11 protein-coding genes and 1 pseudogene are annotated in these 12,971 nt (G+C 60.6%); all 12 read right to left on the bottom strand.

All coding sequences use genetic code 11. The features are described 5' to 3' along the window. Positions 1-189: 189 nt before the first annotated feature. Entirely contained in the window at positions 190-909 is a 720-nt protein-coding gene (locus tag AB8B29_RS27975) for a ParA family protein (RefSeq protein WP_037191751.1), read from the bottom strand. Between the two features lie 150 nt (positions 910-1,059). Next, positions 1,060-2,142: pseudogene (locus tag AB8B29_RS27970) on the bottom strand (protein-glutamate methylesterase/protein-glutamine glutaminase). 3 nt (positions 2,143-2,145) lie between these two features. After that, positions 2,146-2,997: a CheR family methyltransferase gene (locus AB8B29_RS27965; protein ID WP_037191746.1), complete on the bottom strand. Its 852-nt coding sequence runs from the start codon at positions 2,995-2,997 to the stop codon at positions 2,146-2,148. A gap of 12 nt (positions 2,998-3,009) precedes the next feature. Continuing rightward, positions 3,010-3,519, bottom strand: a complete 510-nt coding sequence (locus AB8B29_RS27960) for a chemotaxis protein CheW (protein ID WP_037191744.1) — start codon at positions 3,517-3,519, stop codon at positions 3,010-3,012. Then, entirely contained in the window at positions 3,520-5,355 is a 1,836-nt protein-coding gene (locus tag AB8B29_RS27955) for a methyl-accepting chemotaxis protein (protein ID WP_174157207.1), read from the bottom strand. A gap of 197 nt (positions 5,356-5,552) precedes the next feature. After that, the gene (locus AB8B29_RS27950) at positions 5,553-7,262 is read right to left on the bottom strand and encodes a methyl-accepting chemotaxis protein (protein ID WP_174157208.1); all 1,710 of its coding nucleotides are present in this window, start codon (positions 7,260-7,262) and stop codon (positions 5,553-5,555) included. A gap of 24 nt (positions 7,263-7,286) precedes the next feature. After that, on the bottom strand, positions 7,287-7,799 hold the full coding sequence (locus AB8B29_RS27945; protein WP_037191739.1) for a chemotaxis protein CheW: 513 nt from the start codon (positions 7,797-7,799) through the stop codon (positions 7,287-7,289). Beyond that, a complete protein-coding gene (locus AB8B29_RS27940) occupies positions 7,796-9,829 on the bottom strand; it encodes a chemotaxis protein CheA (RefSeq protein WP_092574249.1) in 2,034 nt (677 codons plus the stop codon). The genes AB8B29_RS27945 and AB8B29_RS27940 overlap by 4 nt, the downstream gene beginning before the upstream one ends. Then, positions 9,826-10,194 carry a response regulator gene (locus AB8B29_RS27935; RefSeq protein WP_034509986.1) on the bottom strand — a complete coding sequence of 123 codons (369 nt, stop codon included), beginning with the start codon at positions 10,192-10,194 and terminating at the stop codon, positions 9,826-9,828. Before AB8B29_RS27935 ends, AB8B29_RS27940 begins: the two co-directional genes overlap by 4 nt. Then, positions 10,191-10,517 carry an STAS domain-containing protein gene (locus AB8B29_RS27930; protein WP_092574250.1) on the bottom strand — a complete coding sequence of 109 codons (327 nt, stop codon included), beginning with the start codon at positions 10,515-10,517 and terminating at the stop codon, positions 10,191-10,193. The genes AB8B29_RS27935 and AB8B29_RS27930 overlap by 4 nt, the downstream gene beginning before the upstream one ends. Next, the gene (locus AB8B29_RS27925; protein ID WP_037191729.1) at positions 10,514-11,617 is read right to left on the bottom strand and encodes an HD domain-containing phosphohydrolase; all 1,104 of its coding nucleotides are present in this window, start codon (positions 11,615-11,617) and stop codon (positions 10,514-10,516) included. The genes AB8B29_RS27930 and AB8B29_RS27925 overlap by 4 nt, the downstream gene beginning before the upstream one ends. Before the next feature lie 245 nt (positions 11,618-11,862). Beyond that, positions 11,863-12,825 carry an AraC family transcriptional regulator gene (locus tag AB8B29_RS27920; protein ID WP_052224419.1) on the bottom strand — a complete coding sequence of 321 codons (963 nt, stop codon included), beginning with the start codon at positions 12,823-12,825 and terminating at the stop codon, positions 11,863-11,865. Positions 12,826-12,971 lie beyond the last annotated feature (146 nt).

Raw genomic sequence — 12,971 nt, 5'->3', positions numbered from 1 at the left:
GCGATGATGGGGGAATTCAGCGTTCTAATAAAGAACAATTATGCGGATTATTGATTGCCGAAAAGGCAACGCAAAGGGCAAGCGCGTCAGCCGGCGTTTTACGTGTACGAAGTCGGCAAGATGTCGCCAATGCGCTGCGTCACCACGCGCCGCGCAGGCGGCGAATAGGCCCATAAACCTGGGCGCTGGTCAGGCCGAGCGTTTGAGTTCGTCGGCCTTTGTCTGATCGACGCGGCCGCTATAGGGCAGAATGCGGCGCAGAACTTCCTGGGCGAGAGCCTGGGCATTTTGCCGGGCCTTGTCGAGATTGCTGACGCTTTCCGGGTCGATCGAATAGAGGGTTTGGCCATAGCCGAAGACTTCGCGATAAGCGGCGCGCTCGATGATGGGCGTGGAGAGCACATGGACCCGCCGGCTCGAGAGCAGTTCTTTCACCGACTGTAGTGCGCGCGTGGTGACCATCGGATTGACGCGGGTCAGCACGACCGAGTGCGGGATACGAATATCGGCGCGATCTTCCAGATACTGGAGAAGCTCGATGACATTGGTGGCGCCCTCCGCATCCATGGCGGATCCCTGGACGGGGATGAGCACATAGTTCGAATAGCCGAGCGCCTGTGCGAGCAGGGGGCTGCGGGCGCCGGGCAAATCGATGAGAAGGAAATCGACCTCGTCGCGCAGCTTGCGTGCATGCTGGCCGAGATTGGCGGCTGTCACATAGGGAATGACGGATAGCGAAGATGGCGCCCTGTCGCCCATCCGCTCATACCATTTGGAAATCCACAACTGCGGGTCGGCGTCCAGCACAGCCACCGAAAAGCCCATTCTGACGAGCTCGCAGGCGACGATGACGACGGCGGTGGTCTTGCCGGCGCCGCCTTTCGTATTGGCAAAGGTCAGAACGGCCATGGGCACTCCGTGGGGTGATCGGTCGGGCAACGCAATGGGATGGGCGAGGGGCTGTCATGGCTTGTGGAGATGGTTACGCATTTATGGTTAACAAACCATTTTGAATGAGGCTGCAATCCGCCCCGGCAGTGGCTTTGCGCACCGTTACCATCAATGCCGTTTATCGGCAGCCAGGATCTCGCGGGCGATCTGATCGAGCGCCACGGTCCTATCGACACCACCATGGGCGATCGCTTCCTTGGGCATGCCAAAAACGACGGATGTCTCCTCGTCCTGGGCGACGGTAAAGGCCCCGACCGCGTGCATTTCCTTCATGCCGCGGGCGCCGTCGTCACCCATGCCGGTCATGATGATGCCCATGGCGTTGGCCGCAGCCGATCGTGCAGCGGAGCGAAAGAGGACATCGACGGACGGCCGGTGCCGGGAGACGAGCGGACCTTCCTTAATGGAAACGACATAACGAGCGCCCTACCGTTCCAGCAGCATGTGCTTGCCGCCGGGTGCGATCAGAACGTGGCCGCGCAGCACAGGGTCGCCGTGTTCGGCTTCCTTGACCTCGACTTCGCAAAGGCTGTTCAGGCGTTTGGCGAAGGCAGCGGTAAATTTCTCCGGCATATGCTGCACGATGACGATGCCGGGCGTGTTGGCCGGGAGTGCCACCAGCAGTTCGCGCAGCGCCTCCGTGCCGCCCGTGGACGCGCCCACGCAGACGATCATTTCCGTGGTCTTGGCCATGGCCCTGCCGCTCGGCGGCGGCAGCACCGCATCGGCTGTCAGCTTGGCAGTCGGTCCGCTTGCGGCAACCAGGCGCCGACGCGTGGTTCCAAGCCGGGCTGCTGCGGCGCCCTTGACGGTTTCCCGGATCATCGCGGCCGTCTCCGCCAGATGATCGGCGGCCGCGATCTTGGGTTTCAGGATGACGTCGACGGCGCCGGCCTCCAGCGCCTGCATCAGGGTTTCCGAACCGGCCTCGGTCAGGGAGGAGCACATGACGACCGGAATGGGGCGCTGCGCCATCAGCTTGCGCAGGAAGGTGATCCCATCCATGCGAGGCATTTCGACATCGAGCGTGATGACATCGGGAATTTCTTCCTGAATCTTCTTCGCGGCCACGAAGGGATCGGCGGCGACCCCCATGATCTCGATGTCCGGATCCGCCGAGAGCACCTGTGTCATCACTTGGCGCACGCTGGCGGAGTCGTCGACAATAAGCACGCGGATCTTTCTGGCCATGTGTCAGACCTTTCTGAAAACCGTGTTGGCGACCTGCTTCACCGGCAGGTTGAGCCCACTGATAGTTTCGGAATGACCGACATAAAGAAAGCCGCCCGGAACCAGCTTGTCGCAAAGCCGGGACAGCACCTTTTCCTGGGTCGGCTTGTCGAAATAGATCAGGACGTTGCGGCAGAAAACGATGTGAACCTTGTCGCCGATATCATAGGCCCGATCCATGAGGTTGAGACGGCCGAAGCCGATTCTTGCGCGTAATGTCGGATGGATGCGCACTTCGCCGCGTTGCGGGTCGCGGGCCTCCATCACATAGCGTTCGCGCCTTTGCGGATCGACCGGATCGACCATCGCGATCGGATAGACGCCCCTGCGGGCCGCCTTGAGGACATCTGTGGAAAGATCGGTGGCGAGAATGCTGTAGTCCGGCGCACCGTTGGCTTCGCGATAATCCTCTATCACCATGGCTATGGTGTAGGGCTCGGCTCCGATGGAGCAGGCTGCACTCCAGACGCGCAGCCGGCGGTGGCCGGCTGCCAGAAGCTCAGGCAAGGCGGAGCTTTCCAGATGCTCGAAATGCTTCGGCTCCCGGAAAAAATCGGTCTTGTTGGTCGTGACCGCATCGATGAGGTGTATGGCCTCGCGATCGATGCCGCCGCGCTTGAAGAGGTAGTCGCAATAGTCATCAAGATCGATGATGCCGGTTGCCCTCAACCGGCGCCTCAACCGCCCCTCCAGCATGGTGCGCTTGCCGGGTGGCATCTTGATGCCGCTATAGTCGTAAATGTAGCGGGCAAGCTGGTCGAAGTTCCGCCGGCTTAACCCGTTGTCACCGTAGTCTCTCAGATCCTGGGCTGGCACTTTAACTCTCACTCAAATGACGGCGGATCCGGCAACGGTCCGACCGGCGTCCGCGCTGACCAGCGAAACCGCGTCGGCCGGCGAAAAGAGTTTCGCCAGGTCGATGATGACAACGAATCCAGTTTCCCGGCGCACGACGCCCGCAATATATTCGGACGGCCAACGCACCCCGATATCGGGGGCGCTTTCGACCGATTGATGTTTGAAGGACGTGACCTCGAAGACCCGGTCGGCAACGAGGCCGAGCGTTAGCGCCTTGTCGGCGATTTTCACATCGATGACGAGGATGCGGGTATGCGGGGTCTTTGTCGTTCTGGACATGCCAAGGCGCAGGCGCAGGTCGATGACCGGTACGCCTTGGCCTCGCACGTCGCGCAGGCCGAGCAGATAGTCCGGCCCATGCGGAATGCGGAAGGCATCCTGATGATCCAGGATCTCTCTGACCACCTCGACGGGAACGGCAAAGCATTCGTCGTCGAGGCCGAAGGTCACATATTGGGCTTCTGAGTCGGGCACAGCCATTTACGCGCTCTCCTTGAATTCGGCATCATCGGCGTCAGGCCCACCCATGGACATGTCGAGGGAGAAGCCCTTGAGGCGGGCCTGCTGTGCGGCGACGCTGTTGTCGGCGCGGGCAGCCGGTGCCTTGGCAATCGGGGCCTTGGCAGCAGACCTGGACTTTGCCGGGCTGATCGCCTGATGGACAGGATGGTGCGCGGCCTGGGCCTTGCGTGCATTCGCCTGATCGACCTTGAAGAAGGCGATCGAGGCCTGCAGCTCCTCGGCCTGGGCGGCAAGCTCTTCGGAGGTTGCCGACATCTCTTCCGAAGCGCCGGCATTCTGCTGCGTTACCTTGTCGAGCTGCTGGATCGCTTCGTTGATCTGCGAGGCGCCGATATCCTGCTCGCGGCAGGCAGCCGAGATCTCGGCGACGAGTTCGGCCGTCTTGCGGATGTCGGGAACGAGACGCGAGAGCATTTCGCCGGCCTCGGTCGCGACCGTGACGGTTTCGCCCGAGAGGCTGGAGATTTCGGCGGCTGCGGCCTGGCTGCGTTCGGCAAGCTTGCGCACTTCGGAGGCGACCACGGCAAAGCCTCTGCCGTGCTCGCCGGCGCGGGCGGCTTCCACTGCCGCGTTGAGGGCGAGCAGGTCGGTCTGGCGCGCGATTTCCTGAACGATGGAAATCTTCTCGGCGATGGTGCGCATGGCGTTGACGGCGCGGTCGACGGCCTGGCCGCTGACCTCGGCATCCCTGGCGGACTGGCGGGCGATCTTTTCCGTCTGGGCGGCATTGTCGGCGTTCTGCTTGATGTTGGCGGCCATCTCCTCCATCGAGGCCGAGGCCTCTTCGGCAGAGGAGGCCTGTTCGGTGGCACCCTGCGAGAGCTGCTCGGACCCGGCCGACAACTGCTGGCTGCCCGATGATACGTTGTCGGAGGCAGACAGCGCATCGGCGACGACACCACGTAACCGCTCGACCATCGACTCGAGCGACATGCCGAGTGTATCCTTGTCCGACATCGGCTTCGGCTTCACCGTCAGGTCGCCGTTGGCGATCAGGTCCGCGATCGTTGCGGTGTTGCGCAGGTTTCCGGTCATGACATTGATGGTGTCGACGAGATCCTTGATTTCGTCGTTGGTCTTGATCTCGATATTCTGGTTGAGATCGCCTATGGCGACGCCTTCGGCAACCGCCTGGATCTTCTTCAGGCCGTTGTTGATGCCGAGCGCGATCCAGAGGGCGATGGCAGTCGAGAGCACGAACATGACGGCCAGCGAGGTGAGCAGAAGGTTTCGCGCGAAGGCATATTGTTCATTGGTCGACTCGTCGGTTTGATGCAGATCGGCGACGATCGCCTTGTTGACAGCGTTGACGGCATCCAGAAGAACCGCGCTTGCCTTGCGCCCCTCGCCCATGGAGAGCTCTCCTGCCTTGCGGTTGCTTTCCTCCGTATTCTCGACGGCAAGCTTAAGGACCTGGTCGTCAATTTGCTTCCAGGCCGGAAGCTGCTTCAGGAATTCCGCGCTCTTGCTGGCAACTTCCTCGTTAGCGCTCTGGGATAGTTTCTGTGCGATCTGCTCGATCGTTACCTCTTTTGCATGAACTTCATCGATATAGCCGCTGATCGCCTGCGGATCGTTGTTGAGGATGGCGTTCTTTTCGTTGCGGATCGCATCGAGCACGGCGCTGGAAAGATCGCCGGAATTGCGCAGACTGGCAGCCGGGCCTTGGATGATGTTCGTAATGGCCGAATTGAGGGAGGACAGGCTCATGATCGCCAGAACCGACATCCCGGTCGACAGCACGATCAGAAGGCCGAAGGCGAAGGCCAGTTTGAATTTGATGGTAAAGCGCATCTCTAAAAGACTCCTGGGGATGGAGAGGTCCGATGATTGAAGGTCGAATAAGTCAGACGGAAACCGTCTTGATGCGCGAAGACCGATACATTCACCCTTCCGCGAACCGGAACCGGTTCTTGAGGCCTGCGATACCATCCGCCAGCCTTTGATCCGGCGCCTTCCGGCGCCAGATCTTGTTGATGTCAGCCAGCCGCTCAGGCGCTCTGGCGAAAGTCATTGTCATCGGCGTCAGGCCCACCCATGGACATATCGAGGGAGAAGCCCTTGAGGCGGGCCTGCTGTGCGGCGACGCTATTGTCGGCGCGGGCAGCCGGTGCCCTGGCAATCGGCGCCTTGGCGGCAGGCCTGGTCTTGGCCGGGCTGATCGCCTGATGGACGGGATGGTGCGCGGCCTGGGCCTTGCGTGCATTCGCCTGATCGACCTTGAAGAAGGCGATCGAGGCCTGCAGCTCCTCGGCCTGGGCGGCAAGCTCTTCGGAGGTTGCCGACATCTCTTCCGAAGCGCCGGCATTCTGCTGCGTTACCTTGTCGAGTTGCTGGATCGCTTCGTTGATCTGTGAGGCGCCGATATCCTGCTCGCGGCAGGCAGCCGAGATCTCGGCGACCAGTTCGGCCGTCTTGCGGATGTCGGGAACGAGACGCGAGAGCATTTCGCCGGCCTCGGTCGCGACCGTGACGGTTTCGCCCGAGAGGCTGGAGATTTCGGCGGCTGCGGCCTGGCTGCGTTCGGCAAGCTTGCGCACTTCGGAGGCGACGACGGCAAAGCCTCTGCCGTGCTCGCCGGCGCGGGCGGCTTCCACTGCCGCGTTGAGGGCGAGCAGGTCGGTCTGGCGCGCGATTTCCTGAACGATGGAAATCTTCTCGGCGATGGTGCGCATGGCGTTGACGGCGCGGTCGACGGCCTGGCCGCTGACCTCGGCATCCCTGGCGGACTGGCGGGCGATCTTTTCCGTCTGGGCGGCATTGTCGGCGTTCTGCTTGATGTTGGCGGCCATCTCCTCCATCGAGGCCGAGGCCTCTTCGGCAGAGGAGGCCTGTTCGGTGGCACCCTGCGAGAGCTGCTCGGACCCGGCCGATAGCTGCTGGCTGCCCGATGATACGTTGTCGGAGGCAGACAGCGCATCGGCGACGACACCACGCAGCCGCTCGATCATCGCGTTGACATGGCCAAGAAGCTCGCCGATTTCATCCCTGGTGGTGATTTTGGCGAATTCCGTCAGATCGCCCTCGGCAACCGTCTGAACCGTGTTGACGGCGCGGTTGATGCCCCTGTTGATCGAAAGAATAATCGCGATCGCCGAAACGAGCGCGATGATCGATGCCGCAGATGCTATGGCGATCAGGATGGACCGTGCGTTTGCATAATCGTTTGCAGCATCCTGGTCGGCCTGCTTCAGCCGGGCGCGTTCGGTTTCGAATGTCTGGGCCAACACACTGTCGATCTTGGCGCTCGTTTCACGCGCCGCGGTGGACGAAACGTGAAGCGCCCCGGCGCTGTCGCCGGCAAGCATCATGCTGCGAATGCGGTCGTCGGCATCACGCCAATTGGCGCTAAGATCCTTGATCTGCGACCAGAGAGGCATGTCCTGATCGGTGGTATTGTCAAGGATCTTGGCGAAATCGGCGTCAAAGGTCGTGCGTGCGGCATCGCTCTTTGCGATATAGTTCTTGGTCTCGTCGACCGAACCGGACGACAGCATGTTTTTCTGCTGCCTCAGCTGTTGGAGAACGGCGATATCCAGATTCTGGGCCAGCCGGAGACGTTCCGCGGGTCCTGACAGAGTATCGGACCAGTTATTGTTGACCTGGCCGAGGGTTGTGATGCTGTAGATGGCCGTGCCAACAAGCATGGCGATCACGACAGCAAAGGTTAGAAGCAGCTTGAGCTTTATCGTAAACCGCATTTGTTAGCTTCCTTGTTCCACAAATTATGCCGTTGCTCTGACCGCACTTGCCCGCTGCGAAGAGAAGATCGCCTGCAAGTTCGGGATGATGATGAATTCGCGTTCGCGCTTTACGAGGGCGTGGATGTAATCGGCGCGCCAGCGCATGCCGACGATGGGGGGCGGCTCGCTCGCGGATAGCGATAGCTGCGTGACTTCGTGAACCTTGTCGGTGCGGATGCCGATCAGCGTCGTCTCGCCGTCGAGCTCCAGCTCTGTCACCACGATGCGGCTGTCGATCGTGACATTGGCCGCTTCCATGCCGAAAGCGACACGAATGTCGGCCAGCGGGATTACCTTGCCGCGGAAATTGATGACGCTGCCGACGAAGGGCAGACTGCCGGGAACGTTGGTTTCGGGCAGCAGGTCCAGAATTTCCTGTACGACGACCGCGTCGATGGCGAAGGTTTCGCCATTGAGGCTGAACGTCAGAACCGAAAGCTCTTCAGCGTCTTTCCAGACAGCGCGATAGTCGGATTTCAAACCTGTCTCACTCATCCTGCTGCCCGCAATTGCGCCTCCTGATGTTGTCCGGCTGCGATCAGATGCGCGACATCGAGGATCAGAGCCACGTTGCCGTCACCGAGGATGGTCGCGCCTGAGAAAGTCGAGACTTGGTCGTGGAGCTTCGACATCGATTTGATGACGGTCTGATGGTCGCCGATGATTTGATCGACGACGAGGCCGACCTGCTCGCTGCCGGTCGAGATGACCACGACTTTTTGATAGGGGTCCGGCTCGGTGCCGGTGCGAAACAGTTCGCGCAGGCGAAGGAAGGGCACCAGCTTGTCGCGCAGCGAGATGAAGCTGCGGCCGCGCGACCGCAGATCCTGTTCTACCGAGAGCTCGAGGCATTCCTCGACAGCGGTAAGCGGGATGACGTAGCGCCCATTGCCCACCCGCACGAGAAGCCCGTCGATGATGGCGAGCGTCAGCGGGATCCGCAATGCGATATCGGAACCCTTGCCGAATTCGCTCGTAATGTCGATCGACCCGCGCAGCGTCTCGATCGTCTTCTTGACCACGTCCATGCCGACGCCGCGGCCGGAGAGGTTGGTGACTTTCTCCGCCGTGGAAAAGCCGGGCTGAAAGATGAGCTGCAGCAGGTCCTTGTCCGAAAGCTGGGCGCCGGGCTGGATGAGCCCGTTGGCCTCGGCCTTCGCACGCACCTTCTGGCGATCGATGCCGCGACCGTCATCCCTGATGGAGATCACCACTTCACTGCCGGTCTGGTGCGCAGAGAGGATGACTCGCCCGGTCATGGGCTTGCCGGCTGCGGCACGATCGTCCGGGCCTTCCAGCCCATGATCGATGGAGTTGCGCACAAGGTGAACGAGCGGGTCGGCGAGGCGATCGATGACCGTCTTGTCGACTTCCGTGGTTTCACCCTCGGTGACAAGCTCGATATCCTTGCCGGTCTCGCGTGCGAGATCGTGGACCAGGCGGCGGAAGCGGCTGAAGAGGCTTGCGACCGGCATCATGCGCAGGACCATCATCGTGTCCCGCAGCTCGCCGGCCAGACGCTCGATCTCTTCCGAGACCGAGCGAAGGCCGAGATCGGCGGCCGAATTTGCCATCTGGCTAAGGCGTGACTGGGCAATCACCAGCTCGCCGACCCGGTCCATCATCTCGTCGAGACGCAATGCGGGAATGCGGACATTGTCCGCCTGCTTTTGCGACTTTGTATCGGCAGGCTGAACCTTGCCTGCCTCCGTCGGCGGGATTGCGGCTTTGGGTGGCTCGCTCGCCGGCGACTGTCGTGGGCTCAGGGCGGCGGGCGTGGGATTGGGTTGTTTTGGAGCCGAATGCTCCGTGAGCTCCATCGTCATCTCGTCCATCACGAAGATGAATACGTCTTCGATCTCGGAGCGCGGCTTTTCGGTTGTCAGATGAATCGTCCAACCGATGTGGAGATCGCGCGGATCGAGGTCTTGAAGCGGCGGAATGGCCCCGATATCAGCCTCAATCCGGCACTCCCCGAGCTCGCGCAACTCGTCCAGAAGACCGAGCGGATTGGTGCCGTTGGCCATGGAGTTGGCTGGGAGGCTGAATTTCAGCTGCCATGCCTTGGCCCCGCCGGCGATGGAGCCAGAGCTGATCGAGGTCGAGGCCGGCGGCGTGATAACGGGCGCTGCGGGCGCATTTTGCGGGGCAGTGGCGCCAACTGCATTACGCAGGTTCTCCAACAGAATGGAGCTCATGGCTTCATGATCGCCGTTCGGATTTTCCAAGAGCGCCTGCATGTGGCCCTGCGCGTCGAGAACGGCGGCCACCAGCTCCTTGGTGGCCGCAGCCTCGCCCCTGCGAACCCGGTCGAAGGCCGTTTCGCAATGATGGGTGAAGGCGGCCAGTTGATCGAAGCCGAACATGGAGCCCGATCCTTTCAGGGTGTGAAGCCCCCTGAAGACCGCATCGATCTGAGCCCTGTCGCTCAAGTCGCGCATCAGATCGAGAAGTCCGGCCTCGATCAGTTCGAGCTGTTCGGCGGCCTCTGTCCTGAAGACGGCGATCGGATCGAGATCGTTCATCTGCCCAGCACCTTGCGCGCGATCTTGACGAGGGTATCGGGCTCGAAAGGCTTGGTCAGCCAGCCTGTCGCGCCGGCAGCCTTTGCCTGCTGTTTCAGGTCGCCGTCCGACTCGGTGGTCAGGAAGATCACCGGCGTTCCCATATAGGCCGGCAATTGCCGCAGGCCGCGGATCATGGTCAGCCCGTCCATATTGGGCATGTTGAGATCGGTGACGATCAGATCGAAATTGCCAGCCTTCAGCTTGTTGAGGCCGTCGGCGCCATCAACCGCTTCGGTGACCGAATATCCGGCGCCGGTGAGTGCAATGCGCGTGGTCAGCCGAATGCTGGCGGAATCATCGACGGTGAGAATATTGGCGCTCATGCTGCTTTTCCTTCTAGCCAGAAACTGTCTTGTTGCCGGTCCCCGCAAAGGAGACCCGCGCGCTGCAGGACGGCCAGAAAATTGCCGTCTGCCGGCTTGTTCAAAGCGATCGTCACACCCGCCCGCTCGGCCGTGTGTCGGGCGGAAAGAAGTAGTTGCGGCAGGGTGAGATCGATGTCCGCGTTGCCATCTATGTCGATGATCAGGGACCGGCTAAGCGATGCCGATTCCTGAAGGTAGACCTGGATGATGTCCCTTGCGTTTGTGATCGTCTTGATGGTCAGTGGACCGCGAAGATGCAGTATTTCCATTTGTCCGCTCATGCCGAACCTCGGGATAGTTGAAATGTGGGCGCGGTTTTCGACGTCTGCTGCGGCGTCACGGGATCGCCGTCGGACAGCTGCAGCTCGAAAAGACCCTTTATATCCGCCCAGCGGCGGCAGAAGGCCGCGACACAGGCGGGATCGAAATGCGTTCCGCTGCTGTTGACAATCTCGCGGAACGCTTCCGCGATCGGCCAGGCGGGCTTGTAGGAGCGCTTGGAGCAGAGTGCGTCGAAGACGTCGGCTATGGCGACGATACGGGCCTCAAGCGGGATGGAGGATCCTGAGATTCCCTTGGGATATCCGGTCCCATCCCATTTCTCGTGGTGGCTTTCGGCAATCCTTTGGGCGGTCTGGATCAATTCGCTTGAGCTGTCGTTCAATATCTCGCTGCCGAATTCGGCGTGCCGCTGCATTTGGCGGCGCTCCTCGGCGCTCAAGGGCCCGGGCTTTGAGAGGATGGCGTCCGGCAAGCCGATCTTGCCGACATCGTGCAGGGCGCTGCCAAGAAAGATCATGCGGGATTGGCGTGCGCCCACACCAAGTTCCTCGGCGATCATCCGCGCGACGATGGCGACCCGGTCCAGATGGTCCGCCGTCTCGCCGTGGCGGGCGGCGATCGCCTTGGAGAGGCGCCAGATGATTTCCTCCTCGTGCCGCTCTACCGTCTTCATCGCTGCGTCGAAATCGCGCTGCAGGCTTGCCGCCTTGGCTGCGAGTGCCAGCCGCTCCTCTCCGATGCTGAGAATGTTGCGAACGCGTATCGTCAGCTCCGTCTCGTCGATCGGCTTGGTGAGGAATTCGGTGGCTCCTGCCTGCATCGCAGCCAGCTTGATGTCAGTCTCCTTGCGGGATGTGATCATGATAGCGGGAACGTGGGCCGTAAGCGCATTCCTACGGACATGGGTGATTACTTCGATACCGTTCATGTCCGGCATCATATAGTCCACGAGAATGAGGTCGGGCGTTTGGTCATCAAGCCGCTTGAGAGCCTCTCTCGGCTGCAAGAACGACAGGACCTCGCTGCCGCTGATCGCTTCGACCGCTTGGCAAAGCTTGGCGACAACGGAAGGACTGTCGTCTATTACGAAGATGCGCATAGTGACCCCGCTAAGCGTCCGCGTTGTCACGCGCGGATCCGCTCACGATTATCGGCTTGGATGTTTGGATGACCTTTCGGATGAAAGGGCCGCGTCACAATGATTGTGAATCTTGGCTCAGGTAACGAAATCGTTAAATGGCTAACGGTGCGTTAAACTCGGCTTCAACCAGTGCGCGACTTTGCAATTAACTGCGATAAAGTGATAGCGTTGCGTTTTTCTGATATAAAATGCACGCTGGAGTATCAGCGATGACGACCAGTGCGTGTTGAAGACGGCGAAACGCCGTATAGGGCGCGATAGCGCGCAGCAAAATATCCCATGTGACTGAAGCCCCAGCGAGCAGCAATATCGGATATGTTCTCGTCTGCATTGCCATGAAGCAGATCATGGTGGATTTGCTGCAACCGCAATCGCTGCACATAGCTCAAGGGGTTCATGCCCAGGTTCTGCCGAAAGGACATCTGCAGTCCGCGGACGCTTTGTCCGGCGTTCCTTGCGATGTCAAGAACGGTGAACTCTTCCCCCAGGTGCGCCCGGATCCAATCCAGCGCCCGCTTCAAATTGCGAGGGCGCGCCGTCTGTGGCGCGGCTTTTGCCGCCGATCTCGGCCATGACTGCACGAAAGTGGCAACAATCGCCTCCTTGAAGAGGGAGGCACCAAGCGGCGAGCCGGCAAAGAGATGATCGTCCGGCTCCAGAAGCAGGTCTGCCATTCGATAGAGCGTTCGCACACCTTTGTCGGCGATGTCGGCCATTCTGTCGAAACGTCCGAAGAACAACTCAGGATCTTCGTCCGTCACATCTATCAGCGGCAGGCAGAGCGCGCGTGGTATTGCAAGTGCGATCTTGCGGGCGTCGCGCGAGGCTCTGAGCCGTATGAAGCCGTGAGACAGCAACATGAACGTCGTTCCGGCCGTTGCCGTGAACTCCTGATCCTCCGTTTCAACCTGAAATGTGCCGCTCTCGACGAAGTGCAGTTCTATGCGGTCGCTGTGACGAAACAGATAACGGATTTCATAACCCGTTTCGGAAAATATCTTCCAAGCCGTCATCTTCCGAATCATCGCGAGCGTCACGTCGATGTGAAAATCCGATGCTTCCGATCCCCGGTTCAGGGAAACCGATATGTTGGTTGCCCTCAGGCTTTCCTGTAGCTCCGCAGGCTCGCAGGACGACCATGCATATTTGTCGACGGCAACATTCATCTTCGTTCAATCAGCTTCGACGGGCTTGTTTGCGGGTAAATCGCAATCGGCACCGATGGCCTGAAAAAGGTACTGGCGCTCTCGAGCGTAATGTCTACTCCCCGGGTCTTGCCCAAAGCTTTAGCGCTCTCAGTCCGAAAGCTGAG

Origin of the sequence: Rhizobium sp. 11_C7_N12_5, assembly GCF_051811145.1 — a bacterium.
Classification (GTDB): domain Bacteria; phylum Pseudomonadota; class Alphaproteobacteria; order Rhizobiales; family Rhizobiaceae; genus Rhizobium; species Rhizobium lusitanum.
The sequence above is the reverse complement of the archived record's forward strand: the minus strand, read 5'-3'. Positions and strand labels throughout refer to the sequence as shown.

Coding starts and splice junctions, on each gene's coding strand:
- AB8B29_RS27975 (WP_037191751.1), bottom strand. CDS start 909: ATGGCCGTTCTGACCTTTGCCAATACGAAAGGCGGCGCCGGCAAGACC.
- AB8B29_RS27960 (WP_037191744.1), bottom strand. CDS start 3,519: ATGGCTGTGCCCGACTCAGAAGCCCAATATGTGACCTTCGGCCTCGAC.
- AB8B29_RS27955 (WP_174157207.1), bottom strand. CDS start 5,355: ATGCGCTTTACCATCAAATTCAAACTGGCCTTCGCCTTCGGCCTTCTG.
- AB8B29_RS27950 (WP_174157208.1), bottom strand. CDS start 7,262: ATGCGGTTTACGATAAAGCTCAAGCTGCTTCTAACCTTTGCTGTCGTG.
- AB8B29_RS27945 (WP_037191739.1), bottom strand. CDS start 7,799: ATGAGTGAGACAGGTTTGAAATCCGACTATCGCGCTGTCTGGAAAGAC.
- AB8B29_RS27940 (WP_092574249.1), bottom strand. CDS start 9,829: ATGAACGATCTCGATCCGATCGCCGTCTTCAGGACAGAGGCCGCCGAA.
- AB8B29_RS27935 (WP_034509986.1), bottom strand. CDS start 10,194: ATGAGCGCCAATATTCTCACCGTCGATGATTCCGCCAGCATTCGGCTG.
- AB8B29_RS27930 (WP_092574250.1), bottom strand. CDS start 10,517: ATGAGCGGACAAATGGAAATACTGCATCTTCGCGGTCCACTGACCATC.
- AB8B29_RS27925 (WP_037191729.1), bottom strand. CDS start 11,617: ATGCGCATCTTCGTAATAGACGACAGTCCTTCCGTTGTCGCCAAGCTT.
- AB8B29_RS27920 (WP_052224419.1), bottom strand. CDS start 12,825: ATGAATGTTGCCGTCGACAAATATGCATGGTCGTCCTGCGAGCCTGCG.